Source organism: Paracidovorax citrulli (assembly GCF_900100305.1).
Taxonomy (GTDB): domain Bacteria; phylum Pseudomonadota; class Gammaproteobacteria; order Burkholderiales; family Burkholderiaceae_C; genus Paracidovorax; species Paracidovorax citrulli.
The window spans coordinates 50122-75446 of sequence record NZ_FNEY01000016.1 but is presented as its reverse complement, the minus strand read 5'-3'; the positions used below and the strand labels follow the sequence as shown (position 1 = coordinate 75446).

Here is a 25325-nt window from a genome sequence, read left to right as displayed (position 1 = left end):
GGATTTTTTTCATCTCCCATCAACATGTACACCCAAATCTGCCGCACGCTCGCGCGTGCCTGCATGTGGCTGGGCATCCTCGGGCTCGTCGCGGTGATCTGCGCCGTGAGCTGGCAGGTGTTCGGCCGCTACGTCCTCAACAACACGCCCACCTGGGCGGAAAGCCTGGCCCTGCTGCTGGTGCTCTACGTGACCATGTTCGGCGTGGCCGTGGGTGTGCGGGACGCCGGGCACATCGGGCTCGAATCCTTCCTCGTGCTGGCGCCCGACTGGCTGCGCCTGAAGATGGAGTACCTGATCCACGTGCTCATCCTGGTGTTCGGCGCGGCCATGGCATGGAGCTGCGCATCGCTCGCCCAGTCGGTGTGGGAATACCGCCTGCCCACGCTCTTCATCTCCGAAGGCTGGAAATACGTCCCGGCCAGCATCGCCGGCGTGCTCATCGTGCTGTTCTCCGTCGAGCACATCATCGCGCTGGCCCAGGGCCGCGAAGTCGAACCCGCCTGGGGCTGATCCATGACCGTGCCACTCCTGATCCTGTGCGTGTCGTTCACGCTGTTCCTGCTGCTGGGCGTGCCGGTGGCGTTCTCCATCGGCCTGTCGGCCCTGGCCACGCTGGCCTATGAAGGCCTGCCGCTGGAAGTGGGCTTCCAGCAGATGACCTCCGGCATGGGGATCTTCTCGTTCCTGGCGATCCCGTTCTTCATCTTCGCGGGCGAGCTCATGCTGTATGGCGGCATCGCCGACCGCATCGTCAATTTCGCGCGGGCCCTGGTGGGCCACGTGCGCGGCGGCCTGGGCATGTCCAACGTGGTGGCCTGCACGCTGTTCGGCGGGGTTTCGGGCTCGCCGGTGGCCGACGTGTCCGCGATGGGCGCGGTGATGATTCCCATGATGAAGAAAGAGGACTACCACGCCGACTACGCCGTGAACGTGACGACGCACGCGGCGCTGGTGGGCGCGCTGATGCCGACGAGCCACAACCTCATCATCTACTCGCTCGCCGCGGGCGGCAAGGTGTCGATCGCGGCGCTGATCCTGGCGGCACTGATTCCCGCCCTGGTGCTCACGATCAGCAATCTGGCGGCGGCGTACCTCGTGGCCGTGAAACGCGGCTACCCGAAGGGCACGTTCCCGGGCTGGGACATCGTTGCCCGCTCGTTCGCGGCGGCGCTGCCGGGCCTCTTCATCGTCGTGCTGATCCTCGGGGGCATTCTCTCGGGCATCTTCACGGCGACCGAATCGGCGGCGGTGGCGGTGCTCTATGCGCTGGCGCTGACCATCTTCCTCTACCGCACTTTGACGCGGGAGCATTTCATCAAGGCTGCCTCCAAGGCCGTGCGCACCACGGGCGTGATCCTGCTGCTGATCGGCATCTCCAGCACTTTCGGCTACCTCATCAGCCTCTACGGCGTGGCGGAGCTGACGGGCGAGATGCTGTCGCAGGTGACCAGCACGCCCTGGGTGATCTTCCTGCTCATCAACATCATCCTGTTCGTGCTGGGCACCTTCCTGGACATGGCGGCGACCATCCTGCTGTGCACGCCCATCTTCCTGCCGATCGCGCAGCACTACGGCATGAGCTCGGTGCAGTTCGGCATCGTGATGCTGATCAACTGCGCGCTGGGCCTGAACACGCCGCCCGTGGGAACGACGCAGTTCGTGGGCTGCGCGATCGGCGGGGTGTCGGTGGGCACGGTGATGCGGACCATCTGGCCGTTCTACGGCGCGCTGATCTTCGCGCTCGCGCTGGTCACCTTCGTGCCGTCGTTCTCGACCTGGCTGCCCAGCATGTTCATGGCGGTGCGCTGAGGCGCCGCCCGGCCCGCCCCGAAACCATGCGCCGAACGAACACTCCATGACCACGCCCCTGACCATCCGCATGCACGAGGCCGACAACGTGGCCATCGTGGCCAACGACGGCGGCCTGCCGGCCGGCACGGCGCTGCCTTCGGGCATCACGCTGCGCGAGCACGTGCCCCAGGCCCACAAGGTGGCGCTGCAGGACATTGCCGAAGGCGGTGCCGTGCGCCGCTACAACGTGCCCATCGGCTATGCCATCCGGCCGATCGCGGCCGGCAGCTGGGTGCACGAGAAGCTGCTGCACATGCCCGACGCGCGCTCGCTCGAAGGCCTGCCCATCGCCACGGCTAGGCCGCCGGCCCTGCCGCCGCTGGAGGGCTACACCTTCGAGGGCTACCGCAATGCCGACGGTTCGGTGGGTACGCGCAACATCCTGGCCATCACCGAGACCGTGCAGTGCGTGGCCGGTGTGACCGAATTCGCCGTGCAGCGCATCAAGGCGGAACTGCTGCCGAAGTACCCGCACGTCGATGACGTGGTGGCCCTGGCCCACACCTACGGCTGCGGCGTGGCCATCGATGCGCCCGATGCGGTGATCCCGATCCGCACGCTGCGCAACATCAGCCTCAACCCGAACTTCGGCGGCGAGGTGATGGTGGTCAGCCTGGGCTGCGAGAAGCTGCAGCCCGAGCGCCTGCTGCCGCCCGGCGCCATACCACTGGTGGACGAACGCACGCTGCAGGAGGCTCCGCTCGACGTGGTCTGCCTGCAGGACGAGGCCCATGTGGGCTTCATGTCCATGGTCGGTTCGGTGATGCGCCAGGCAGAAGTTCATCTGGAGCGACTCAATCGCCGCCGCCGCGAGACCGTGCCGGCCAGCGAGCTGGTGGTCGGCGTGCAGTGCGGTGGCAGCGACGCCTTCAGCGGTGTCACCGCCAACCCGGCCGTGGGGTTCTGCACCGACCTGCTGGTGCGCGCCGGGGCCACGGTGATGTTCAGCGAGGTGACCGAGGTGCGCGACGGCATCGACCAGCTCACCTCCCGCGCGGCATCGCCCGAGGTGGCCGAGGCTATGATCCGCGAGATGGCCTGGTACGACGCCTACCTCAGCCAAGGCCGCGTGGACCGCAGTGCCAACACCACGCCGGGCAACAAGAAGGGGGGCCTGTCCAACATCGTCGAGAAGGCGATGGGCTCCATCGTCAAGAGCGGCAGCGCGCCCATCAGCGGCGTGGTGGCACCCGGCGAGAAGGCGCGGCAGAAGGGGCTGCTCTATGCGGCCACGCCCGCCAGCGATTTCATCTGCGGCACGCTGCAGGTGGCCGCGGGCATGAACCTGCACGTCTTCACCACCGGCCGGGGCACGCCCTATGGCCTGGCCGAAGTGCCAGTCATCAAGGTGGCCACGCGCAGCGACCTGGCGCGGCGCTGGCACGACCTGATGGACGTCAACGCCGGGCGCATCGCCGACGGCGAATCCACCATCGAGGAGATGGGCTGGGAGATGTTCCGCCTGATGCTGGACGTGGCCAGCGGCCGCAGGAAGACCTGGGCCGAGCACTGGAAGCTCGCCAACGCGCTGGTACTGTTCAATCCCGCGCCCGTGACCTGACTGCGCACGTGGCGCTTTCCATCATCACGAACAGGGAGAGAGAAACATGACGCCACGGCACCCAACCTTTCACTCCGGCGGCCACCGCAGGGCCTTTCTCGGCGGAATGCTGGCAGCCGGCGGTGCTGCCGCCTGGCCTGGCGCCGCGGGCGCCCAGGCCTTCGATTTCAAGCCCAACCAGCGGTATCCCGATCCGGCCGTGCAGGTGCTGGATCCCTCCTTTTCCAGGTACCGCCTCTTCAACAGCACCGTGGAGCAGGTCGCGACCGGTCTGCGATGGGCCGAGGGGCCCGTCTGGTTCGGCGACGGGCGCTATCTGCTGGTCTCGGACATTCCCAACAACCGCATCGTGCGCTGGGACGAGGCCACGGGGCAGATGGGTGTCTTCCGCCAGCCCTCCAACTTCTCCAACGGCCTCGCGCGGGACCGCCAGGGCCGGCTGCTGGCCTGCGAGCACCTGACGCGCCGCATCACGCGCACCGAGTACGACGGCAGCATCACGGTGCTGGCGGACGGCTACGGCGGAAAGCGCTTCAACTCGCCGAACGACATCGTCTGCAGGAGCGATGGCTCCGTCTGGTTCACCGACCCGTCCTTCGGTATCTCGGGTCACTGGGAAGGGGACAAGGCGACGCCGGAACTGCCGCATTCGGTCTATCGCATCGATCCGCAGAGCGGCAGGACCGAGCTGGTGCTGGACGACCTCGCCGGCCCCAACGGCCTGTGCTTTTCGGCGGACGAGCAGCGGCTCTACATCGTCGAGTCGCGTGCGCAGCCGCACCGCGTGGTGTGGGCGTTCGATGTCGCGGCGGGCGGCCGGCGGCTTGCCAACCGGCGCGTGCACATCAAGGCGGCGGGGGGCGGCGCGCTGGACGGAATCAAGTGCGACGAAGACGGCAACCTCTGGTGCGGCTGGGGCAGCGATGGTTCCGCCGGAGCCAGCGCCGCCGACCTGGACGGGGTGATGGTGTTCAACCCGCAGGGCCAGCCGATCGGACATATCCATCTGCCCGAGCGCTGCGCGAACCTCGCGTTCGGAGGCGCCAAGCGCAACCGCCTCTTCATGGCCGCCAGCCATTCGATCTACGCGCTTTACGTCGAGGCGCGCGGCGCGGCCTGAGGCGTCGCGGCCCGGAATCTTTTCACAACAAGGAGACAACCACCATGCAGCGCAGAACCTTCACCCTCCATGCCCTGGCCCTTGGTGCAGGTGCCGCCCTGGGCGCCGTGCCGGCCCTGGCCCAGGCCCAGGCCCCATGGCCCACGGGCAAGACCATCACCTACCTGGTGCCGTTCGCGGCGGGCGGCACGACCGACACGCTGGGCCGGCTGGTCAGCCAGCAGCTGGGAACGGCCCTGGGCACCACGGTGGTGGTGGACAACAAGGGCGGGGCGGGTGGCAGCGTGGGCTCCGAGATCGCGGCGCGGGCCGCCCCGGACGGCTACACGCTGCTGGGGGGCACCATCAGCTCGCATGCGATCAACGTGAGCCTCTATCCGAAGCTGGGCTACGACCCCGTCAAATCCTTCGCGCCCGTCACGCTGATCGGCACCAACCCGGTGGTGCTCGTGGTGGCCGCCGGCAGCCCCTACAAGACGCTGCAGGACGTGCTCGCGGCGGCGAAGGCCAAGCCCGGCGGGCTCTCTTCGGCCTCGGCCGGTACGGGCACCTCGCAGCACCTGGCCCTGGAACTGCTGGCCTACAAGTCGGGCGTGAAGTTCACCCACGTGCCCTACAAGGGCAGCGGGCCGGCAATCCAGGACGTCATCGGCGGCCAGGTGGACATGATGTTCGACACCACCGTGGTCGCGGCGCCGCACATCCAGAGCGGCAAGCTGCGCGTGATCGCCGTCACCTCGGCGAAGCGGCTGGCATCCATGCCCGACGTGCCCACGGTGGCCGAATCGGGCTTGGCCAGCCTGAAGGACTTCGAGGTGGTGTCCTGGCAGGCGATCTTCGTGCCCGCGGGAACGCCCGCGCCCATCGTCAACCGGCTGCATGACGAGATCCGCAAGATCCTGGCCCAGCCCGACATGCAGGCCAGGCTCAAGGGTTTCGGCATGGAGCCGGCGGACCTGTCCACCGCCCGGATCGCGGCCTTCCAGAAGGCCGAGGTCGAGAAATGGGCCCAGGTCATCAAGGCCGCGAACGTGAAGGTGGACTGAAGTCAGGGCAGCTGCGCGCGCAGCCCCACCATGATGCGCCGGCCGGCCGCGGGCTCGAAGAAGCGGCCGTTGCCGTCGTTGACGATCAGCGAGCCTGCATAGCGGCGGTCGAACAGGTTGTCCAGCCGCGCCCAGGCCTGCCAGCGCACGGTGCCTCCGGTCTTCCATCCATAGCCCGCCTGCAGTCCGGCGACGGCATGGCCGGGGGCCGCCTCGGTGTTGGCATCGTTGGCCTGCACCCGGGAGGAGAAGTCCACCGCGCCGCCCAGCGTCCACCGTGCGTCGGGCGCGTAATCCAGCGACAGGCGGGCCGTGTGGCGCGCCGTTCCCGGCAGGCGGTTGCCCGAAGGCACCGCCACGCCCCCCGCACTGGTATAGGGACTGGCGAAGAAGGCGTCCAGGTAGGTGTAGGCGGCCCGCGGGACGAAGGCACCCATGCGCGCGCTCCAGCCCAGCTCCATGCCGCGGCGGCGCACGCGGTCGGCATTCTGGTACACCGTGCGGCCATTGACCGTCGCCGCGGGAACGATTTCCCCGCGCGTGCGGGCATCGAACCAGGCGGCCTCGAGGCGGTGCACGCCGTCCTGCCACTTGGCGCCGACCTCGAACTGGCGGTTGCGCGCGGCCTCCAGCCCGTAGTTCGGTCCGCTGTTGGTGCGGCTGTAGGCCATCTCGGCCAGTGTCGGCGTCTCGATGCCTCCGCCGGCATTGGCGTACAGGTTCAGGTGTTCCGACGCGGCCCAGACCAGGCCCACCGCCGGGCTGGTGCGACGCCAGGTGCGCTCGCCGCTGTCGTCCGGATTGGCGGCGCCGGCCGGAAAGCGGTCGTCCACGGCCAGCCGGACCCGCGTCGCGCGCAGCCCCGCGATCGCGCGCACGGTGGGGGCGATCCAGGCGTCCACCTGGGCGAAGAGGTCGGTGTTGCCGGCGCGGTCCTGCTCGTCGCGCCGCAGCGCGCCGGGCACGCCCGCATCGTTGACGAAGCCCTGGCGGTGTTCGGAGAGCCGGTCGGCGTCCAACCCCACCGTCCAGGACCAGGGCAGGCCGGCGGCCGTGCGGTCGCTGTGCGTCCAGGCGGCCCCGAGGCCGTAGTAGTCGCGGTCCAGGTCCACCACGCCGCCGGCGCTGCTGGCGGCCGCGCCGGAGAAGGACAGGGTCTGGAACAGGCTGCGGGTGCCGCCGTAGAGCCTTGCGCGCACGCTGTCCGTGGCGCTCAGCGCGTGCTCCACCACCAGGCCGAGCTGGTTCTGCCGCACGGTCTTGCGGGTGTCGAAGCTGTACGCCACCGCCGGGGCCTGGCGGGGATCGGCCCGCCACTGCTCGCGCGTCAGGCCCAGCGGGTCCTGCGCCAGCGGCTGGTCGAACAGGTTCATCAGCACCGTGACGCGGGTGTCGCCAGAGGGACGTGCCACGACCTTGGCGTTCAGGTGCGTGCGGCGGGCGGCGCCGTGGTCCCGCCAGCCGTCGGTCTCGAAGCGGGAGATGTCCACCAGCCCGCCCAGGATGCGGTCGCCCGCGTCGAACGATGCCTCGGCCATGCGCTGGCCGTAGGATCCCGCGGCCACCGAGGCCGAAGCCCCGCCGCCTTCCCGCGGATCGCGCGTGGTGACCTGCAGCACGCCGCCCGCCGCATTGCCGTACTGCTGGGCGAGCGGCCCGCGAAGCACTTCCACCTGGGACGCGGACGGCAGCTGTGCCGTGGCGGCCTGGCCCTGGCCGTCCGGCATCGTGGCCGGGATGCCGTCCACGAGGATGCGCACGCCCCGCACGCCGAACGTGGAGCGCGACCCGAAGCCTCGCACCGCGATCTGGAGATCCTGCGCGTAGTTCTGGCGGTCGGACACCGCCACGCCGGGCTGGCCGGCCAGCAGTTCGGACAGGTTCACGAGCGGTGTGGTGGCCGTGAAGGGGTCCAGGGAGATGGCCGTATGGCTCGCGGCGGCATCGAAGCGGCGCTGGGCGGCCGCCTGGCCGCCGGACACTTCGACGGCCGGCAGCTCGGGATCGGGGCCGGCGGCCTGGGCCACCGCTTCCGGCGGCGTGCCCGCCCACAGGGCGCAGCCGGCCACGACCGCCCAGACCGGCGCCGAAGCGCGGGCGGCGGCAGGGCCGGAGGGGGCGGATGGCGGAGGGGAGGAGGCCGCGCGGTCTGGGGGAGGGGGCACGCAGCGCATGCGGATCAGCTGCGTGGCGACGGGGCCTGGCCAACCACGCTGCTGGGCTGCGCCGGCTCGATCACGCCGCACAGGACGCGGCCACCGGAGTTGCCGGCCGGATTGCTCTTGTAGTCGTCTTCCTTCTCGTGCACCACGAGGGCGCGGCCCATGATGGAGGCCTTGCCCGGCGTGAGCGTGACGTTGGTGTTCAGGTAACGCACCGTGCCGCGGCCGTCCGCGCCGACGCTGATGTTGGGCAGTTCGCCGGCATGGGCCTTGTCGATGGGCGCTCCTGGCTGGCCGTGCTGGTGGGACATGCCCGGGTCGAAATGGCCGCCGGCCGCGCCGAAGGGGACGGTTTTGCCGGTGGCGGCGTCCGGACCGGGGTCGCATTGGCCATTGGCGTGGATGTGGAAGCCATGCAGGCCGGCCGTCAGGCCCTGCACCTGCGCGACGATCTCCACGCCGCTGGGAGTCTCGGTCAGCACGGCCGTGCCGGCCGGCTGGCCGCTCGCTGTCATCAGGCGGGCGGAAGCCGTGGCCCGCTCCGGGCCGGGTACCGGCATTTTCGTGGCGCTGCCGGCGGCTTCCACCGCATGGGGCGCGGGCGCGCCCTGCGCCTTGCCCGGGCCCTGGGCGCCGCAGCCGGCGAGGGCGAGCGCGGCGCCCGCAGCCGCCAGCGCGGAGGCCGGGCGCAGGAGGCGGAAGGAAGATGCGGTCGGGTGGAACAGGTGCAGGATCATGGTCGGCAGTCGGAGTGAAGGACAAAGACCCTGCGATGCAGGGTCGCGGTACCCGATGAGCATGCGGCGCGATGCCTGCCCGTCGCGTAGGACAACCGCCCGGAGGCCGCCAGTGTGGACCTTCGGCAACGGCTGCCGGCAACGTACCGTGGGGAGCTCAGGCACCGGGTTTGCGGACGAGGCGCACGATGCTGGAAAAATCCAGCTCGCCATGGCCTGCGAGGCTGTGCGCCGCGTACAGGCTGCGCGCGAGTCCGCCCAGGGGCGTGGCCGCCTTCACCGCAGCAGCGTTCTCCTGCGCGAGCCCCAGGTCCTTGAGCATCAGGTCGGTGCCGAAGCCTCCCGCGTAGTCCTTGCTCGCCGGGGCCTGGGGCATGACGCCCGGCCAGGGGTTGTATTTTTCCAGGGCCCAGTTGCCGCCCGAGCTGCGGCGCATGATCTCGCTGAGCACTGCCGGATCCAGGCCGTTGGCGACGCCCAGGGCGAGGGCCTCGCTCGTGCCGGCCATCAGGATGCCCAGCAGCATGTTGTTGCAGATCTTGGCGGTCTGCCCCGCGCCCACGCCGCCCGCGTGGAAGATGTTGGCGCCCATCTTCTCCAGCACCGGGCGCGCGCGTTCCAGATCGGCCGCATCGCCGCCCACCATGAAGGTCAGCGTGCCGGCGACGGCGCCCCCCGTGCCGCCGGAGACAGGCGCGTCGATGAAGGCGATGCCACGCTCCCGCGCGGCATCGGCCACCTTGCGCGATGTGGCCGCCGCGATGGTCGAGCAGTCGATCACCAGCGTGCCTGCGGCCAGTTGGGGCAGCAGGCCGGGCTGTTGGCCGCCTCCCAGGAAAAGCGCCTCCACATGCGGGCTGGCCGGCAGCATGCTGATGACCACCTCGGCACCCGCCACGCAGGCGCTGGCGTCGGTGGCGATGCGCACCCCGTCGGCCGCCAGCCTGTCGCAGGCGGGCCTGGACAGGTCGAACGCGCCGACGTCGTGGCCGGCCTTGTGCAGGTTCAGGGCCATGGGGCCGCCCATGTTGCCCAGGCCGATGAATGCGATCTTCATGTGTTGTCTCCTTGGGGTGGTGAATCGGTGTGCAGGCCGGCGGACGGGATGCGTCCCCCTCAGTCATCGGCCTCGAAAATGCTGTGGCGCCGTGGGGCTCCCGTGGCTTTTCCGCCCGGGGCCGGTCGTGCCGCCTTCCGACGGGCCGGCGGTGTTACCGGGGCCGTCGGGGCCGTGGCCGCAGTCGTGGCCGCCTTCCGGCGTTTCGGACTCGCCTTGGCGCGCGGGTTGTAGGCCAGGGCTTCATCGAGCCAGAAGGCCCACTGCGCGGCGCGTGCATAGCCGTGCGGCTCGATCCAGAAGTAGCCCTGCATGCCGCCGCCGGGAGAGAGCTCGCGCGTGTTCTGCATTTCCTGGAATTCGCCGTGGCGCTCCGGAGGCAGGCGCACCAGCAGTTCCGTGCCTTTCACGCCGACGCAGAGCTTGCCGTCCACGAAGAAGGCCCAGCAGCCGAACAGCGTGCGTTCTTCCAGCCCGGTGGGGCCGCACCGCTGCGCCAGTGCATGGCGCACGGCATCGATGAGGTGCAGTGTCTCGTCGGAGATGGGGCGGGCAGGCATCTGGAGGCACTTCAGCGGGTGGTACGGCAGGGCTCAGCGGATCGCGTCCGGCGCGCCGCCGTCGAGCATGCGCCGGGCGATGATGACGCGCATGATCTCGTTCGTGCCTTCCAGGATCTGGTGCACGCGCGCATCGCGCAGCAGGCGCTCCAGCGGGTATTCGCGGATGTAGCCGTAGCCGCCATGCAACTGCAGCGCCTCGTTCACCACGTCGAATCCCGCATCGGTGGCGAAGCGCTTGGCCATGGCGCAGTAGGTGGAGGCATCGCGCGCACCGGCATCGAGTTTGCTGGCGGCCAGCCGCACCATCTGCCGCGCGGCGACCAGCTCCGTCGCCATGTCGGCCAGCTTGAATTGCAGTGCCTGGAAACTGGCGATGGCCTTGCCGAACTGCTTGCGGTCCTGCATGTATTGCTGTGCGGCGTTCAGCGCCCCCTGGGCCGCGCCCACCGAGCAGGTGGCAATGTTGATGCGGCCCCCGTCCAGGCCCTTCATCGCGATCTTGAAGCCTTCGCCCTCGGCCCCCAGCAGATGGTCGGCCGGGATGCGCACGCTGTCGAAACTGATGGTGCGCGTGGGCTGGCTGTTCCAGCCCATCTTCTCTTCCTTCTTGCCGTACTGGATGCCTGCCGCATCCGCCGGCACGGCGAAGGCGCTGATGCCTCCCGCGCCGGAATCGGGCGACCCCGTGCGGGCCATGAGCACCAGCACATCGGTGCTGCCGGCGCCGCTGATGAAGGCCTTGGCGCCGTTGATGACGTATTCGTTTCCGACGAGCTCGGCGCGCGTCTTGAGCGAGGCCGCATCCGAGCCCGCGCCCGGCTCGGTCAGGCAGTAGCTGGCGAGCTTCTGCCCACTCGTGAGCAGTGAGCCCCAATGGTTCCGCACCGCATCGGTGGCCCAGGTACCCAGCATCCAGGTCGCCATGTTGTGGATGGTGATGAAGGCGGTGGTCGAGGGATCGATGGCCGCCATTTCCTCGAACACCAGCGTGGCGTCCAGCCGGGGCAGGGCGAGGCCGCCGGCGTTCTCGGGCGCGTAGAGGCCGCAGAAGCCCAGGGCGCCGGCTTTCGCGATCGCCTCGCGCGGGAAGATGCCTTCCGCGTCCCATTGCGCTGCATGGGGTGCCAGTTCGGCCCGGGCGAACTCGCGGGCGGTGTCGGCGAAGGCGCGTTGTTCTTCGGTCAGCTCGAAATCCATGGTGCTTGTCTCGTCCTGCTCGTTGTCTTGTCTTTGTCGCCGTGCTGGTGGGGCGTGTGGATGCGTGGTGCCCGCTAGGGTTTCGCGGATGGATGCTCCAGCGTCAGCCAGCGCATCAGGCCCCGGCGCCGCGCTTCGGTTTCGGCCGTCAGGCACTCGTGGTAGAGGCGGGGCCCCTCGGGCAGCGCTTCGGTCGCCCGCGTCGCATGCTTGCACCGCGTGACGCGCTCGCGCTGCCACGCGGCCTGCTCCTGCCGCAGCTGCGGCCGTTCGTGCGCCGACAGCGCCCGCATCATGTCGCCGTACAGGATCGCCATGGCCGTATCCGCCTGCTGCCAGGCCTGTACCGCACAGGCATTCGTTTCAGCCACCGTGCCCTTGGGATCGCAGCCCGCGCCGGCCTGGGCGTGCGCGCCGGCGCTGCACAGCAAGAGGGCGAGAGCGCCCGTGGCACTGGCCACCCGGGCCGATCGTCGTGGAATCTTGAGAATTTCCATCCTTCGCTTGTACCACTGCGCCAGATACCGGCGCGGCCCGAGGCCAGCACACGCCGTGGAACTGGCTTTGCCAGGCCACTGGCGTCGTCCCCCTTCCCGCGCGCCAGCGCGAGAGAAGGGGGAAGGCGCGCAGCGCCTCAGGGGGATGTCACTTCAGACTGATAGTGGTGTTCACGCCATGGCTGATCGTGCTGTCGTCGAACCACCGCGCCGTGACCGTCTTGGTCTGCGTGTAGAACAGCACCACCTGCTTGCCGTAGGGTCCCAGGTCGCCGAGCTTGGAGGCGCGCGAGCCCGAGAACGAGAACAGCGGCACCGGCACGGGAATCGGCACGTTGATGCCCACCTGGCCCACGTCGATCTCTTCCTGGAACTTGCGCGCCGCCGCGCCCGATTGCGTGAAGATGGCCGTGCCGTTGCCGTTCGGGTTGGCGTTGATGAACTCGATCGCCTCGTCGATGTCCTTTGCCGCCGCCAGGCACAGCACGGGGCCGAAGATCTCCTGGTCGTAGATGGACATGCCGGGCTTCACGCCGCTGAAGACGGTCGGTCCGACGAAGTTGCCCTTCTCGTAGCCCGCCACCTGGGGCTTGCGGCCGTCCAGCTCCAGCGTCGCGCCATCGGCGATGCCGCGCTCGATCAGGCCCTCCACGCGGTCCTTGGCTGCGCAGGAGACCAGCGGCCCCACGTCCGTACCCTTCTCGGTGCCGGCATTCACCTTGAGCGTCCTGGCCTTGGCGACCAAGTCGGGAATCCACTGCTGCGCCTCGCCCACCAGCACCACCACGGACAGCGCCATGCAGCGCTGCCCCGCGGCGCCGAAAGCCGCGCCGGCCAGGGCGTTGAGGGTCTGCTCCTTGTTGGCGTCGGGCATGACGATGGCGTGGTTCTTCGCGCCCATCATGCATTGCACGCGCTTGCCCGAAAGGCTGGCGCGCTGGTACACGTGGGTGCCCACCTTGGTGGAGCCCACGAAGCTGACGGCCTTGATGTCCGGGTGGTCGCAGATGGCATTCACCGCGTCCTCGCCGCCGTGCACCACGTTCAGCACGCCGGGCGGGATGCCGGCCTCCAGCGCCAGTTCGCACAGGCGCATGGTCACCATCGGGTCCTGCTCGCTGGGTTTGAGCACGAAGGTGTTGCCGGTGGCGATGGCCATGGGGAACATCCAGAGCGGAATCATGGCCGGGAAGTTGAACGGCGTGATGCCCGCGCACACCCCCAGCGGCTGCATCAGCGTATAGGTATCGACGCCGCCGGCCACGTTGTTGGCCAGCTCGCCCAGCTGCAGGTTGCCGATGGCGCTGGCGTGCTCCACCACCTCCAGGCCGCGGAACACGTCGCCTTCGGCATCGGGCAGGGTCTTGCCCTGCTCGGCCGTCAGCAGCGCAGCCAGCTCGGCCATGTTCTCGCGGATGAGCTGCTGGTACTTCAGGAAGATGCGCGCCCGTGCGCCGATGGCGGTTTTCTTCCAGGTCTTGAAGGCTTCCTTGCCGGAGGCCACGGCCGCGTCGATCTCTTCCGGCGTGGCGAAAGGCACGCGCGCGAGCACCTCCTGCGTGGCGGGGTTCACCACGTTGCGCCACCGGGTGGTCCTGGACTCGACGAACTTGCCGCCGATGAGCAGCTTGACCGTGGGCGCCAGGATGGCCGTGGATTGGGGGGCATTCATGCGCTTGTCTCCTGTCTGGGTTGGAATGGGTGCGCCGGCGCCGGACCAGCGCGCCGATGGATGCTATCCGTGCGAAATTGCAAGATCAATAGAGAAAAATCGCACGGGTGCTTTGCGAAATTGCACAACACAATCCCTGCATCGAACACGACACCGCCGCCTTATGGATTGGGAGAACCTTCGCTATTTCCTGGAACTGGCCCGGACCGGCACGCTGGCCGCCGCGGCACGCCGCACCGGCGTGGAACACACCACCGTCGCGCGCCGCATCCAGGCCCTGGAGAAACAGATGGGCGAATCCCTGTTCGCCCGCGAAGCCGGCGGGCACCGGCTCACCGAAGCGGGCCGGCACCTGCTTCCGGCCGTCGAGGCGATGGAGACGGCCGTGCTCGGCGTCGAGCGGGTGCGGCCCGCCGGCATCGGTCCGGCAGGCCTCGTGCGCGTGGGCGCCACGGAGGGCTTCGGCACGCAGGTGCTCGCTCCGCACCTCGCGCGCCTGACGCTGCAGTATCCGCACCTCAGCGTGGACCTGCTGGCCTTGCCCCGCATGCTGCATCTGTCCCGGCGCGAGGCGGACATCGTCATTTCGCTCGAGCGTCCAACCCGGGGCGCCGTGATCGTCTCCAAACTGGCGGACTACACGCTGCGCCTGTATGGCCAGCGGGACTACCTGGCCCGGCGCCCGGCCATCGCCCGCCGCGAGGACCTGCGCCACCACGCGTTCGTCAGCTATGTGGACGACCTGCTGTTCACCAAGGAACTGCAGTTCCTCGACCAGCTTGTGCCGCCGGAGCGTTTCGCGTTTCGCAGCACCAGCGTCGCGGCGCAATACGAGGCGGTACGCGCCGGTGCAGGGCTGGGGGTGCTGCCGGCTTTCCTGGCCGACAGCGACCCGTTGCTGGAGCGCGTGCTGCCCGATGAGGCACGTTTCACCCGCACGTTCTGGATGAGCATGCCGGCCGAAGCGAAGTACCAGGCCCGCACCCAGGCCGTGTGGGATTTCCTGAAGGATGTCGGGCTGCAGGAGGCTTCCAGGCTCATGCCCTCCTGATACGCGGTGTTTCAATTCAAAGAAACATTAATGGCGTGCATGACCTGTCAGGTCAAGGTCTTTTCATTCCGGCGTGCAATCATGCAGCCATTGCATTCAAAGAGATTTCGAGGGTAGGGCAGGGCGAAGCGCTTCGGGGGCCGGGGCGCAGTCCGGGTTGGTCATGTGCGTGCCGTCGATGCATGTCGAGCGGGCACGGGCAGGTACGCAAGCTGACTGCGGTTCACGGCAGCTCCCGCCAGATGCGGCGCGATCCCGGGCGGATGCTGCCGGGGTTGCGCGCAGCGCATCGGCAGCGCATTGGCATCGTGCTTTCTGGCACCGAGTGAGCCGAGTGCGGCCCGCGCGTCCGTGATGTCTTTCTTCCCTGGCCGGCGTACCGCCGTCCGCGCGCCATGGCTGTCGAGATCGCGGTTCCATGAACATTCTCATCTTCCATTCCGTCCCCTATCCCCACGTGGAGTACCACCGTGGAATCGATCACTCCCGGCACGACGTGACCTACTTCGGCCCCGCAGAAGCGTTGGGCACCTTGCCGGAAGGCCTGCGCTGCCGCAGGATCGCGCGCCCCTGCATGGCCGGGGCCTGTGAAGAGGCCCGCGCCTGGATGGCGGCCCATCCTTCGGCCGTGTTCGACCGGGTCGTCGCCCTGTCCGAGGGCGAACGCCTCGAGGCCGCCCGCCTGCGCGAATGGCTGGGCTTGCCAGGCGACCGGTCCGATAAGGTCGCGGCCCTGCGCAACAAGCTCTGGATGAAGCAGGCCGTCGCCGCGGCAGGGCTGCGGGTGCCGCGGTTCGTTTCCCTGCGGGCCTTCCTCGGGTGCCGGGATCGCCTGCCCTGGCAGGGAAAGACCGTGCTCAAGCCGCACAGCGGTGCGGCCAGCGAAGACGTGGCGGTGTTCCCGTCTGCCGCGGCCGCGCGTGCCGCCGTGCTGGGCTTCTGTTCGGGGATTCCCCGCCTGGATGCCCTGCAGGCCGTGGACGCCTGCGGCGACTTCGAAGTGGAGGAATACGTGGAGGGGCCCGTCCTGCACTTCGATGGCGTGGTCGCCGGCGGCACGGTCTTCGCGCTGGCCGCCAGCCGCTATCTGAACACCTGCCTGGACTATGCCCGCGGGGCGCCGCTCGGCTCCCTGCACATTCCGCTGGACGACCGCATGCGCCATTGGGTCGCGCGCGCCCTGGAAGGGCTCGGCATGCGCGACGGCTGTTTCCATCTGGAGGCGATCGAGCAGGGGAGCGACCTGGTTTTCCTGGAGATCGACCATCCCGTCGATGTCCCCCACGGCATCGCCACGTTCGAGCGGGCCACCGGCATCCACCTGCCTTCGGTGGAGCTGCACCGGCTGCTCGGCGAAGCGGGTGAGAACGAAGTGCCCCCGCTGGCCCGGGAGGCCGGCTCCGCCGATCCGCTGCGGTGCTGGCACGGCTGGTTCGCCGTGCCCGGGCACCATCTGGGCTGCAGCGCCCACCCCGGTCTGGAAGGCATTGCCCTGTTCCGGCGCAGCGAGGCGGTGGTCGGCTGGAGCGAACTCCCGGCAGGTGCGCCGCTGCCGGGAAGGGTCACCTACCGGACCGATGCACTGCCGCTGGCAGGCATCGTCGCCACCGCCGCCCCGCCGCAGACCCAGGCCTGGATGGAGTCGCTTTTCGCGGCGGTGCAATGGAAATCCGCCGCGCCGCACGCGGTGCCGGAAGCCGCTCCCGCTCCCGTGGCCGAGCTGCCCGCCACCGCATGAGCCACCAGGCTCCATGGACCCGGCTGCCGCAGGCCGGCTTGACTTGGGTCTAAGATTCGCAGTTTCCGACCAGCGGAACCGTACGCCGCCCGAACTGCCGGGCGGCTTCTTTCGGCCGTTGCCCGGCTTTCGTTCCGCCTTCCGCGGCGATGCGCGCGGGCCGGTTTCCCTCTCTCTTTCTTTGGAGTTCCCTGAATGACACCTCAGGCCACGCCCGCGACACCCGATCCCGCGGGGCACGACCATCTGCAGCGCAACCTCACCAACCGGCACATCCAGCTCATCGCCATCGGGGGCGCGATCGGCACCGGCCTTTTCATGGGCTCGGGCAAGACGATCAGCCTCGCGGGCCCGTCCATCGTGTTCGTGTACATGGTGATCGGCTTCATGCTGTTCTTCGTGATGCGCGCCATGGGCGAGCTGCTGCTCTCCGACCTGCGCTACAAGTCCTTCATCGATTTTTCCGCCGACCTGCTCGGGCCCTGGGCCGGGTTCTTCACCGGCTGGACCTACTGGTTCTGCTGGATCGTCACGGGCATCGCCGACGTGATCGCGATATCGGCATACACCCAGTTCTGGTTTCCGCACATCCCGCAGTGGGCGCCGGCCCTGGGCTGCGTGGGGCTGCTGCTCTCGCTCAACCTCCTCACTGTCAAGCTCTTCGGCGAGATCGAATTCTGGTTCGCCATGGTCAAGATCGTCGCCATCGTGGCGCTGGTGGCCACCGGCCTCTACATGGTGGGCACGGACTTCGTCGCCCCGGCGGGGCACGAGGCCAGCCTGAGCAACCTCTGGAACGACGGCGGCATGTTTCCCCACGGGCTGATGGGCTTCTTCGCGGGCTTCCAGATCGCGGTGTTCGCCTTCTCGGGCATCGAGCTGGTCGGCACCACCGCGGCGGAGGCGCAGGACCCGGAGCGCAGCCTGCCGCGGGCCATCAACTCCATTCCCTTGCGCATCATCGTCTTCTACGTGCTGGCGCTGGTCGCCATCATGGCGGTCACGCCATGGCGCGAGGTCGTGCCCGGCAGGAGCCCGTTCGTGGAGCTGTTCGTGCTCGCAGGGCTGCCGGCCGCTGCAGGCGTCATCAACTTCGTCGTGCTGACCTCGGCGGCCTCGTCCGCCAACAGTGGCGTGTTCTCCACCAGCCGCATGCTCTACGGACTGGCGCTCAAGGAGGACGCACCCCGGGCCTTCCGCCACCTGTCGAAGCAGAGCGTGCCCTCGCGCGGCCTGCTGTTCTCGTGCACCTGCCTGCTGGCGGGTGCCCTGCTGATGTGGGTGATTCCCGACCTCGTGGAAGCGTTCACCCTGGTCACCACCGTGTCGGCCATCCTGTTCATGTTCACCTGGTCGCTGATCCTGCTGTCCTATATCGCCTACCGGCGCAACCATCCGGAACGGCACGCCGCGTCCATCTACAAGATGCCCGGCGGCGCGGCGATGTGCGCGGTCTGCCTGGCGTTCTTCGTGTTCATCCTGGGGCTGCTGGCGCTGGAATCGGACACGCGCAAGGCGCTCATCGCGACCCCGCTCTGGTTCGTGCTGCTGGGGGCGGCCTACAGCCTGCTGCGCCCCGGTTCCCGCCGGGCGGCCGTGCTGGACGCCGAGGCGGGGATGGCCCCGGGCTCGGTGCCCGGACCGGCTTCCAGCCGCTGACCGGGCGGGGCGTTCCAGGGGACGGCGGCACCAGGTCCATGCGGGGCGCGGCTTCGTGCCGCGCGGCCCGAAAAGCCGGGCGCTTTCCGCCTTCTTCCAGGGATCGGCGCGCCGCAGGCTGCTTAACCTTCCGGGGAGCGCATGCGGCTTCGCTCCGGGCAGGGTGCCCGGGGCGGCTGGCGCCATTCCAGAGGAGTCTGCGGCCATGTCCCCCATCATTTCCGGTCTCGCGTCCGTCGCGTCCATGCTGTACAACGCGGCCTCCTCGTCCAGGGCGTCCTCCGGTTCGGCAGGGAAGGGCGCCGGCACATCGTCTCTGCCCGACCCCTCGGCGGTCGTGACGCTGAGCCAGGATGCGGGCGGCCTCGCCCGTCTGGCCGGCCAGGGCGTGATGGCGTCCACGGCACAGACGCAGGCCGGTGTGCTGGCCACGGGCGGATCGGCGGGCGGCGCGCTGCAGGCGCTGTCGTCCAACCGCGCCGTGCCGAAGGAAGACTTCCAGGCGCTGCTCACACGCTTCGGCGCCACGGACGCGCAGAAGGAACAGCTCACGGCGGGCTTCGACGGCGACAAGGACGGCACCATCACGCGCGACGAATTCCTCCAGGGCCTCGCGCAGGCGGCGGGCCCGCAGGGTTCGGGGGAGTTCGCGCAGTCCCTCCTGACGCTGCTCGACCGCGGCGCCGCGGGCAATGCCGACGGCACCGTGAGCGCCAACGAGTTCAGCGCGCTGACCACCGCGTTCGCGGACATGTCCCGGCGCCCGCGCAACATCCTCTGAACGCCGCGGGGAATGGCCCGAGGGCCCGCGCGGCACCCGGGTGAGGCTACAATTGGAGGCTTTCCCGCAAAAACGTCGCCCGGCCGCAACCAAAGCAATCCTTCCACAAAGCGCAGTCCTCAGGTCCATCCCGAGGGCTCCGGGCGACCCGTAACCATCCGGAGAACCCAGTGCTTTTGTCTCTCAAGGGAACCTTCCCTCCCGCCATCCTGGCGCTCGCAGACGGCACGGTCTTTATTGGTCGCTCGATCGGTGCCACCGGCACCACGGTCGGTGAAGTGGTGTTCAACACCGCCATCACCGGCTACCAGGAAATCCTCACCGACCCCAGCTATTGCCAGCAGATCGTCACGCTGACGTATCCGCACATCGGCAACTACGGTGTCAATACGGAGGATGTCGAGGCCGACAAGATCCATGCCGCAGGTCTCATCATCAAGGACCTGCCCCTGCTGGCCAGCAATTTCCGCAGCACCGAAACGCTGTCGCAATACCTCGTGCGTGGGAGCACGGTGGCCATCGCCGACATCGACACCCGCAAGCTCACCCGTCTGCTGCGTGACAAGGGCGCGCAGAACGGCGCGATCCTGGGCCTGGCGGCCGGCGAGGCGGTGACGCAGGCGCGCATCGACGAAGCCCTGGCGGCCGCCAAGGCGGCGCCCAGCATGAAGGGGCTGGACCTCGCCCAGGTGGTGAGCACGCCGTCTTCCTACGTCTGGGAGCAGACCGAGTGGAAGCTCGGCGAAGGCTACGGCCGGCAGGAGGCTCCCCGCTTCCACGTGGTGGCGTACGACTACGGCGTGAAGAAGAACATCCTGCGCATGCTGGCCGAGCGCGGCTGCAAGCTCACCGTGGTGCCGGCGAAGACACCGGCCGCCGACGTGCTCGCGATGCGCCCGGACGGCGTGTTCCTGTCCAACGGCCCCGGCGACCCGGCGCCCTGCGACTACGCCATCGAAGCCACGCGCCAGATCATCGACGCCGGCGTGCCCACCTTCGGCATCTGCCTGGGCCACCAGATCATGGCCCTGGCCAGCGGCGCGAAGACCTTCAAGATGGACAACAGCCACCACGGCGCCAACCATCCCGTGAAGGACCTGGACAACGGCCGCGTGAGCATCACCAGCCAGAACCACGGCTTCGCCGTCGAGGCCGATTCGCTGCCCGCCAGCCTGCGCGCCACCCACGTGAGCCTGTTCGACGGCACGCTGCAGGGCCTGGAGCACACCAGCCAGCCCGCATTCTGCTTCCAGGGCCACCCCGAGGCGTCGCCCGGCCCGCACGACATCGCCTATCTGTTCGACCGCTTCACGGCGCTGATGGAAAAGCACAAGACGGAGAACAAGAATGCCTAAGCGCAGCGACCTCAAATCGATCCTCATCATCGGCGCCGGCCCGATCATCATCGGCCAGGCCTGCGAGTTCGACTACTCCGGCGTGCAGGCCTGCAAGGCGCTGCGCGAGGAGGGCTACAAGGTCATCCTGATCAACAGCAATCCCGCCACGATCATGACCGACCCGGCCACGGCCGACGTCACCTACATCGAGCCCATCACCTGGCAGACGGTCGAGAAGATCATCGCCAAGGAGCGCCCGGACGCCATCCTGCCCACCATGGGCGGCCAGACCGCGCTCAACTGCGCGCTCGACCTGTGGCGCAACGGCGTGCTGCACAAGTACAAGGTGGAGCTGATCGGCGCCACGCCCGAGGCCATCGACAAGGCCGAGGACCGCCTGAAGTTCAAGGACGCGATGACCCGCATCGGCCTGGGCTCCGCCCGCTCCGGCATCGCCCACTCGATGGACGAGGCCTGGGCCGTGCAGCGCAGCGTGGGCTTCCCCACCGTGATCCGTCCCAGCTTCACGCTGGGCGGCACCGGCGGCGGCATCGCGTACAACCCGGAAGAGTTCGAGACCATCTGCAAGCGCGGCCTGGAAGCCTCGCCCACCAACGAGCTGCTGATCGAGGAATCGCTGCTCGGCTGGAAAGAGTACGAGATGGAAGTGGTCCGGGACAAGAAGGACAACTGCATCATCGTCTGCTCCATCGAGAACCTGGACCCGATGGGCGTGCACACGGGCGACTCGATCACGGTCGCGCCCGCGCAGACGCTCACCGACAAGGAATACCAGATCATGCGCAACGCCTCGCTCGCGGTGCTGCGCGAGATCGGCGTGGACACGGGCGGCTCCAACGTGCAGTTCTCGGTGAACCCGAAGGACGGCCGCATGATCGTCATCGAGATGAACCCGCGCGTGTCGCGCTCCTCGGCGCTGGCCTCCAAGGCCACGGGCTTCCCGATCGCCAAGGTGGCCGCCAAGCTGGCCGTGGGCTATACGCTCGACGAGTTGCGCAACGACATCACCGGCGGCGCGACGCCGGCCTCGTTCGAACCCTCGATCGACTACGTGGTGACCAAGATCCCGCGTTTCGCGTTCGAGAAGTTCCCCGCGGCCGACAGCCGCCTGACCACGCAGATGAAGTCCGTGGGCGAGGTGATGGCCATGGGCCGCACCTTCCAGGAGTCCTTCCAGAAAGCCCTGCGCGGCCTGGAAGTCGGCGTGGACGGCATGAACGAGAAGACCCAGGACCGCGAGCTGCTCGAAAAGGAACTGGGCGAGCCCGGCCCCGAGCGCATCTGGTACGTGGGCGATGCCTTCGCCATGGGCCTGTCGGTGGACGAGGTGCACGACCTCACCAAGATCGACAAGTGGTTCCTGGTGCAGATCGAGGAGATCGTGAAGATCGAGCTCGAGCTCGACCGGCTCTACGAAGAGAAGGGCGAGGGCGCGCTGGCCGCGCTGGACGCCGACACGCTGCGCGTGCTCAAGAAGAAGGGTTTTTCCGACCGCCGCCTGGCCAAGCTGCTCAAGACCAACGAGAAGGCCGTGCGCGAGGCGCGCCGCGCGCTGAACGTGCGCCCCGTGTACAAGCGCGTGGACACCTGCGCCGCCGAGTTCCCCACCAACACCGCCTACATGTACTCGACCTACGAGGAAGAGTGCGAGGCCGCGCCTTCCTCGAAGAAGAAGATCATGGTGCTGGGCGGCGGGCCGAACCGCATCGGCCAGGGCATCGAGTTCGACTACTGCTGCGTGCACGCCGCGCTCGCCATGCGCGAGGACGGCTACGAGACCATCATGGTCAACTGCAACCCCGAGACCGTGTCCACCGACTACGACACCTCGGACCGCCTGTACTTCGAGCCGCTCACGCTCGAGGACGTGCTCGAGATCGTGGACAAGGAAAAGCCCACCGGCGTGATCGTGCAGTACGGCGGCCAGACGCCGCTGAAGCTCGCGCTGGGCCTGGAGGCCGAGGGCGTGCCGATCATCGGCACCAGCCCCGACATGATCGACGCCGCGGAAGACCGCGAGCGGTTCCAGAAGCTGCTGGGCGACCTGGGCCTGCGCCAGCCGCCCAACGCCACGGCCCGCACCGAGGCCGAGGCGCTGGAGAAGGCCGCCACCCTGGGCTACCCGCTCGTGGTGCGCCCCAGCTACGTGCTGGGTGGCCGCGCGATGGAGATCGTGCACGAGCAGCGCGACCTCGAGCGCTACATGCGCGAGGCCGTCAAGGTGAGCAACGATTCCCCGGTGCTGCTGGACCGCTTCCTGAACGACGCGATCGAGTGCGACGTGGACTGCCTGCGCGACCCCGAAGGCAAGGTGTTCATCGGCGGCGTGATGGAGCACATCGAGCAGGCCGGCGTGCATTCGGGCGACTCCGCATGCTCGCTGCCGCCGTACTACCTCTCCAAGGCGACGGTGGACGAGCTCAAGCGCCAGACCGCCGCCATGGCCGAGGGCCTGAACGTGGTGGGCCTGATGAACGTGCAGTTCGCCATCCAGGAGCGCGAAGAGAACGGCGCCAGGCAGGACGTGATCTACGTGCTGGAAGTGAACCCCCGCGCCTCGCGCACGGTGCCGTTCGTCTCCAAGGCCACGGGCATCCAGCTGGCGAAGGTGGCCGCGCGCTGCATGGCCGGCCAGTCGCTCGCGTCCCAGGGCATCACCGAAGAGGTGACGCCGCCGTACTTCAGCGTGAAGGAGGCGGTGTTCCCCTTCGTGAAGTTCCCGGGCGTGGACACCATCCTCGGCCCCGAGATGAAGTCCACCGGCGAGGTGATGGGCGTGGGCAAGACCTTCGGCGAAGCCTTCGTCAAGAGCCAGCTCGGCGCAGGCACCAAGCTGCCCACCTCGGGCAAGGTGTTCCTGACGGTGAAGAACAGCGACAAGCCGCGCGCCGTGGCGATCGCCCGCGAGCTCGCCGCCATGGGCTTCGACCTGGTGGCGACCAAGGGCACGGCCGCGGCGATCTCCGACGCCGGCGTGCCGGTGAAGGTGGTCAACAAGGTCACGGAAGGCCGCCCCCACATCGTGGACATGATCAAGAACGACGAGATCGTGATGGTCATCAACACGGTGGAGGAGCGCCGCAACGCGATCGCCGATTCGCGCGCGATCCGCACCAGCTCGCTGCTGGCGCGCGTGACCACGTTCACGACCATCTTCGGCGCGGAAGCGGCCGTGGAAGGCATGAAGCACCTGCAGAACCTGGACGTGTATTCGGTGCAGGAACTGCATGCGCAACTGACCGCCGCGTGACGGAGTCCGCACGCCTGTGCCGCACGGGCCTGCACCGTGCGGCAGCAGGTACAGGTGCGGGAGGGCATGAAAAACCGGCATAATTTGCCGGTGACCTATTCAAGACCGCCGCGCGGCAACGCGCGGCGGTTTGCTTTTGGGGCGCAGCCAAACCCGTCCGCGGTCTGCTGCGCCGGTAGGCCGCGCGTGCGCGCGGCATGAGTTGAACGTGGAGACTGATTCAATGGCCACCATTCCCATCACCAAGCGCGGCGCCGAAAAGCTCAAGGAGGAGCTGCACCGCCTCAAGACCGTCGAGCGGCCCGCCGTCATCAACGCCATCGCGGAAGCCCGCGCGCAGGGCGACCTGAGCGAAAACGCCGAGTACGAGGCCGCCAAGGACCGCCAGGGCTTCATCGAGGGCCGCATCCAGGAGGTGGAGGGCAAGCTGTCCGCCGCGCAGGTGATCGATCCCGCGCAGCTGGACGCGGGCGGCAGGGTGGTGTTCGGCGCCACGGTGGACCTCGAGGACGAGGAGTCCGGCGACCTGGTGACCTACCAGATCGTGGGCGAGGACGAGGCGGACCTCAAGCAGGGCCTGATCAACGTGTCCAGTCCGATCGCGCGCGCGCTCATCGGCAAGGAAGAGGGCGATACGGCCGAAGTGCAGGCGCCCGGCGGCCTGCGCCGCTACGAGGTCGTGGCCGTCCGCTACCAGTAAGCGGCACCGCTGCCCGCGCCGCCGAGCACGCCATGCGCCACCGCCTGCCCACCCTGCTGGCCGCCCTGTGGTGGGGCAGCCTTTCCGCGATCGGCTTCCTGGCCGTGCCCCTGCTGTTCGCGCACCTGCCGACGCCCGCCATGGCCGGGAACATGGCGGCCCGGCTGTTCGAGGCGCAGACCTTCGTTTCCGCCGCCTGCGGCATGGGCCTGCTCCTGGCCTCGCAGCGCAGGGGCGACGCGCCGCAGGAGGCCTGGGCGAAGGAGGCGATGCCCTGGATCATCGGCGGCCTGCTGCTGGCCTTGCTCGTGCAGTACGGCGTGGCGCCGCGCATCGTGGCGCGCACCCAGCTCAAGCTGTGGCACAGCGTGGGGACGGTGATGTATGCCTTGCAGTGGCTGTGCGCGCTGCGGGTGCTCTGGCGGGCCTGCGCGCCGCGATAGGGCGTATCGGTAGAGGGGGCGCGCCGCCGCAGCCGGTGTCTTTTCCCGGCTCTCGCATGGCGGCAGGGCGGCCGAAGGACTCGCCCTGCCGTGGCGTCATTCCCGCCAGTGCTCCGCCACCCAGGGCGTGGGCTCGATATGGCGGAACCGGCGGTTGCGCCGGCCTGCGAGGGCGTCCGGCGGATTGCATTCTCCGTGGAAGATCACCACGCGCGCACCGGCTGGAATCGCCGGCGGCCGCCAGTAGTTGGCGGGCCAGGGCGGGATGCTGTGGTACTTGAAGCTCGGGCACCAGGCCGCGGGCCAGTAGCTGAGCTTGCCCTGGCGGTGCAGGTAATCCGACAGGTAGGCCTGTTCGTTGCGGAATCGCGCGCGGATCGACTCGAAGTTCTCTCGAAAATATTCCAGCACGCCCGGGTGCGCGCCGATCTCGAACCGATAGACGGACGAATTGCCGGTGATCCGCCAGGGGCGCTTGTAGTCGTGGATGATGACGAATTCGCCCGGCTGGGTGAAAAAATCGTCCAGCGGGCCGACCACCACCACGTCCACGTCGAGGAACAGTGCCGTCCCGCGCAGCCCGTACAGCTCGGGGTGGAAGGTGGCCAGCTTGGTCCAGCCGCGCTCCGGGATGCCCGCAGGCAGCTCGAGAGCGGGAATGGGAAAGCACTCCACCTCCTGCCGGATACCCCGGGAATCGTCCGTCAGGCAGATGAAGCGGAACGGGCCCGTGAGATGCCGGCGCACCATGGCGTAGAGCCGGTTCACGTATTCCGGTCCGTACTTCGTGCCCCACTTCATGCAGAGGATGTGGCGCCCGGGGGCATGCGCCGGCCCCTGCGCCCGGGCGGCGCCGATGTCCGTGCCCATCGCGTCAGT

21 protein-coding genes are annotated in these 25325 nt (G+C 68.8%); 13 read left to right on the top strand and 8 right to left on the bottom strand.

Annotated elements, in window-relative coordinates; all coding sequences use genetic code 11:
• The first annotated feature begins 24 nt into the window (after positions 1-24).
• Genes BLR99_RS12515 through BLR99_RS12495 form a run of 5 tightly spaced genes read left to right on the top strand, consistent with a single transcriptional unit; the run spans position 25 to position 5581 of the window.
• Positions 25-513, top strand: coding sequence for a TRAP transporter small permease (locus BLR99_RS12515; protein ID WP_017438132.1), 489 nt, complete (start codon positions 25-27; stop codon positions 511-513).
• A gap of 3 nt (positions 514-516) precedes the next feature.
• The gene (locus BLR99_RS12510; RefSeq protein WP_074687240.1) at positions 517-1812 is read left to right on the top strand and encodes a TRAP transporter large permease; all 1296 of its coding nucleotides are present in this window, start codon (positions 517-519) and stop codon (positions 1810-1812) included.
• Between the two features lie 46 nt (positions 1813-1858).
• Positions 1859-3415: a galactarate dehydratase gene (gene garD, locus BLR99_RS12505; RefSeq protein WP_074687238.1), complete on the top strand. Its 1557-nt coding sequence runs from the start codon at positions 1859-1861 to the stop codon at positions 3413-3415.
• Positions 3416-3461: 46 nt separating this feature from the next.
• A complete protein-coding gene (locus BLR99_RS12500; RefSeq protein WP_011795693.1) occupies positions 3462-4535 on the top strand; it encodes an SMP-30/gluconolactonase/LRE family protein in 1074 nt (357 codons plus the stop codon).
• Between the two features lie 44 nt (positions 4536-4579).
• On the top strand, positions 4580-5581 hold the full coding sequence (locus BLR99_RS12495; protein ID WP_074687236.1) for a Bug family tripartite tricarboxylate transporter substrate binding protein: 1002 nt from the start codon (positions 4580-4582) through the stop codon (positions 5579-5581).
• A 2-nt stretch (positions 5582-5583) separates the two neighbouring features.
• Here the strand turns inward: BLR99_RS12495 and BLR99_RS12490 are convergent, their stop codons facing one another.
• From BLR99_RS12490 to BLR99_RS12460, 7 genes are all read right to left on the bottom strand, one after another.
• The gene (locus BLR99_RS12490; RefSeq protein ID WP_074687234.1) at positions 5584-7755 is read right to left on the bottom strand and encodes a TonB-dependent receptor family protein; all 2172 of its coding nucleotides are present in this window, start codon (positions 7753-7755) and stop codon (positions 5584-5586) included.
• A 5-nt stretch (positions 7756-7760) separates the two neighbouring features.
• Complete coding sequence (locus tag BLR99_RS12485; protein WP_074687232.1) at positions 7761-8480, bottom strand: superoxide dismutase family protein; 720 nt, start codon at positions 8478-8480, stop codon at positions 7761-7763.
• 157 nt (positions 8481-8637) lie between these two features.
• On the bottom strand, positions 8638-9537 hold the full coding sequence (mmsB, locus tag BLR99_RS12480; protein WP_074687230.1) for a 3-hydroxyisobutyrate dehydrogenase: 900 nt from the start codon (positions 9535-9537) through the stop codon (positions 8638-8640).
• 59 nt (positions 9538-9596) lie between these two features.
• Complete coding sequence (locus tag BLR99_RS12475) at positions 9597-10097, bottom strand: TfoX/Sxy family protein (protein ID WP_074687228.1); 501 nt, start codon at positions 10095-10097, stop codon at positions 9597-9599.
• 33 nt (positions 10098-10130) lie between these two features.
• Complete coding sequence (locus BLR99_RS12470) at positions 10131-11297, bottom strand: acyl-CoA dehydrogenase family protein (protein WP_074687226.1); 1167 nt, start codon at positions 11295-11297, stop codon at positions 10131-10133.
• Between the two features lie 74 nt (positions 11298-11371).
• Positions 11372-11794 (bottom strand): lysozyme inhibitor LprI family protein, encoded by a 423-nt coding sequence (locus tag BLR99_RS12465; protein WP_074687224.1) that lies wholly within the window; start codon positions 11792-11794, stop codon positions 11372-11374.
• A 148-nt stretch (positions 11795-11942) separates the two neighbouring features.
• Positions 11943-13466, bottom strand: coding sequence for a CoA-acylating methylmalonate-semialdehyde dehydrogenase (locus tag BLR99_RS12460; protein ID WP_074687222.1), 1524 nt, complete (start codon positions 13464-13466; stop codon positions 11943-11945).
• Positions 13467-13629: 163 nt separating this feature from the next.
• Between BLR99_RS12460 and BLR99_RS12455 the strand changes: the two genes are divergently transcribed.
• The 8 genes from BLR99_RS12455 (at position 13630) to BLR99_RS12420 (ending at position 24446) form a co-directional block, all read left to right on the top strand.
• The gene (locus BLR99_RS12455) at positions 13630-14517 is read left to right on the top strand and encodes a LysR family transcriptional regulator (protein WP_011795702.1); all 888 of its coding nucleotides are present in this window, start codon (positions 13630-13632) and stop codon (positions 14515-14517) included.
• Positions 14518-14935: 418 nt separating this feature from the next.
• The gene (locus BLR99_RS12450; protein WP_011795703.1) at positions 14936-16255 is read left to right on the top strand and encodes an ATP-grasp domain-containing protein; all 1320 of its coding nucleotides are present in this window, start codon (positions 14936-14938) and stop codon (positions 16253-16255) included.
• A gap of 195 nt (positions 16256-16450) precedes the next feature.
• Complete coding sequence (cycA, locus tag BLR99_RS12445; RefSeq protein ID WP_011795704.1) at positions 16451-17914, top strand: D-serine/D-alanine/glycine transporter; 1464 nt, start codon at positions 16451-16453, stop codon at positions 17912-17914.
• 205 nt (positions 17915-18119) lie between these two features.
• The gene (locus BLR99_RS12440; RefSeq protein WP_011795705.1) at positions 18120-18695 is read left to right on the top strand and encodes an EF-hand domain-containing protein; all 576 of its coding nucleotides are present in this window, start codon (positions 18120-18122) and stop codon (positions 18693-18695) included.
• Between the two features lie 170 nt (positions 18696-18865).
• Complete coding sequence (gene carA, locus BLR99_RS12435) at positions 18866-20050, top strand: glutamine-hydrolyzing carbamoyl-phosphate synthase small subunit (protein ID WP_017438627.1); 1185 nt, start codon at positions 18866-18868, stop codon at positions 20048-20050.
• A complete protein-coding gene (carB, locus tag BLR99_RS12430) occupies positions 20043-23303 on the top strand; it encodes a carbamoyl-phosphate synthase large subunit (RefSeq protein ID WP_017438626.1) in 3261 nt (1086 codons plus the stop codon). The genes carA and carB overlap by 8 nt, the downstream gene beginning before the upstream one ends.
• Before the next feature lie 223 nt (positions 23304-23526).
• Positions 23527-24003: a transcription elongation factor GreA gene (gene greA / locus BLR99_RS12425; protein WP_011795708.1), complete on the top strand. Its 477-nt coding sequence runs from the start codon at positions 23527-23529 to the stop codon at positions 24001-24003.
• Between the two features lie 32 nt (positions 24004-24035).
• A complete protein-coding gene (locus BLR99_RS12420; RefSeq protein ID WP_011795709.1) occupies positions 24036-24446 on the top strand; it encodes a DUF4149 domain-containing protein in 411 nt (136 codons plus the stop codon).
• 96 nt (positions 24447-24542) lie between these two features.
• On the opposite strand, the gene BLR99_RS12415 is transcribed toward BLR99_RS12420, so the two are convergent.
• Entirely contained in the window at positions 24543-25316 is a 774-nt protein-coding gene (locus tag BLR99_RS12415) for a hypothetical protein (protein ID WP_011795710.1), read from the bottom strand.
• Positions 25317-25325 lie beyond the last annotated feature (9 nt).

Excerpts from the sequence above, each read along its gene's own strand:
- BLR99_RS12515 (WP_017438132.1), top strand. The coding sequence starts at position 25 with ATGTACACCCAAATCTGCCGCACGCTCGCGCGTGCCTGCATGTGGCTG.
- BLR99_RS12510 (WP_074687240.1), top strand. The coding sequence starts at position 517 with ATGACCGTGCCACTCCTGATCCTGTGCGTGTCGTTCACGCTGTTCCTG.
- garD (WP_074687238.1), top strand. The coding sequence starts at position 1,859 with ATGACCACGCCCCTGACCATCCGCATGCACGAGGCCGACAACGTGGCC.
- BLR99_RS12500 (WP_011795693.1), top strand. The coding sequence starts at position 3,462 with ATGACGCCACGGCACCCAACCTTTCACTCCGGCGGCCACCGCAGGGCC.
- BLR99_RS12495 (WP_074687236.1), top strand. The coding sequence starts at position 4,580 with ATGCAGCGCAGAACCTTCACCCTCCATGCCCTGGCCCTTGGTGCAGGT.
- BLR99_RS12490 (WP_074687234.1), bottom strand. The coding sequence starts at position 7,755 with ATGCGCTGCGTGCCCCCTCCCCCAGACCGCGCGGCCTCCTCCCCTCCG.
- BLR99_RS12485 (WP_074687232.1), bottom strand. The coding sequence starts at position 8,480 with ATGATCCTGCACCTGTTCCACCCGACCGCATCTTCCTTCCGCCTCCTG.
- mmsB (WP_074687230.1), bottom strand. The coding sequence starts at position 9,537 with ATGAAGATCGCATTCATCGGCCTGGGCAACATGGGCGGCCCCATGGCC.
- BLR99_RS12475 (WP_074687228.1), bottom strand. The coding sequence starts at position 10,097 with ATGCCTGCCCGCCCCATCTCCGACGAGACACTGCACCTCATCGATGCC.
- BLR99_RS12470 (WP_074687226.1), bottom strand. The coding sequence starts at position 11,297 with ATGGATTTCGAGCTGACCGAAGAACAACGCGCCTTCGCCGACACCGCC.
- BLR99_RS12465 (WP_074687224.1), bottom strand. The coding sequence starts at position 11,794 with ATGGAAATTCTCAAGATTCCACGACGATCGGCCCGGGTGGCCAGTGCC.
- BLR99_RS12460 (WP_074687222.1), bottom strand. The coding sequence starts at position 13,466 with ATGAATGCCCCCCAATCCACGGCCATCCTGGCGCCCACGGTCAAGCTG.
- BLR99_RS12455 (WP_011795702.1), top strand. The coding sequence starts at position 13,630 with ATGGATTGGGAGAACCTTCGCTATTTCCTGGAACTGGCCCGGACCGGC.
- BLR99_RS12450 (WP_011795703.1), top strand. The coding sequence starts at position 14,936 with ATGAACATTCTCATCTTCCATTCCGTCCCCTATCCCCACGTGGAGTAC.
- cycA (WP_011795704.1), top strand. The coding sequence starts at position 16,451 with ATGACACCTCAGGCCACGCCCGCGACACCCGATCCCGCGGGGCACGAC.
- BLR99_RS12440 (WP_011795705.1), top strand. The coding sequence starts at position 18,120 with ATGTCCCCCATCATTTCCGGTCTCGCGTCCGTCGCGTCCATGCTGTAC.
- carB (WP_017438626.1), top strand. The coding sequence starts at position 20,043 with ATGCCTAAGCGCAGCGACCTCAAATCGATCCTCATCATCGGCGCCGGC.
- greA (WP_011795708.1), top strand. The coding sequence starts at position 23,527 with ATGGCCACCATTCCCATCACCAAGCGCGGCGCCGAAAAGCTCAAGGAG.
- BLR99_RS12420 (WP_011795709.1), top strand. The coding sequence starts at position 24,036 with ATGCGCCACCGCCTGCCCACCCTGCTGGCCGCCCTGTGGTGGGGCAGC.
- BLR99_RS12415 (WP_011795710.1), bottom strand. The coding sequence starts at position 25,316 with ATGGGCACGGACATCGGCGCCGCCCGGGCGCAGGGGCCGGCGCATGCC.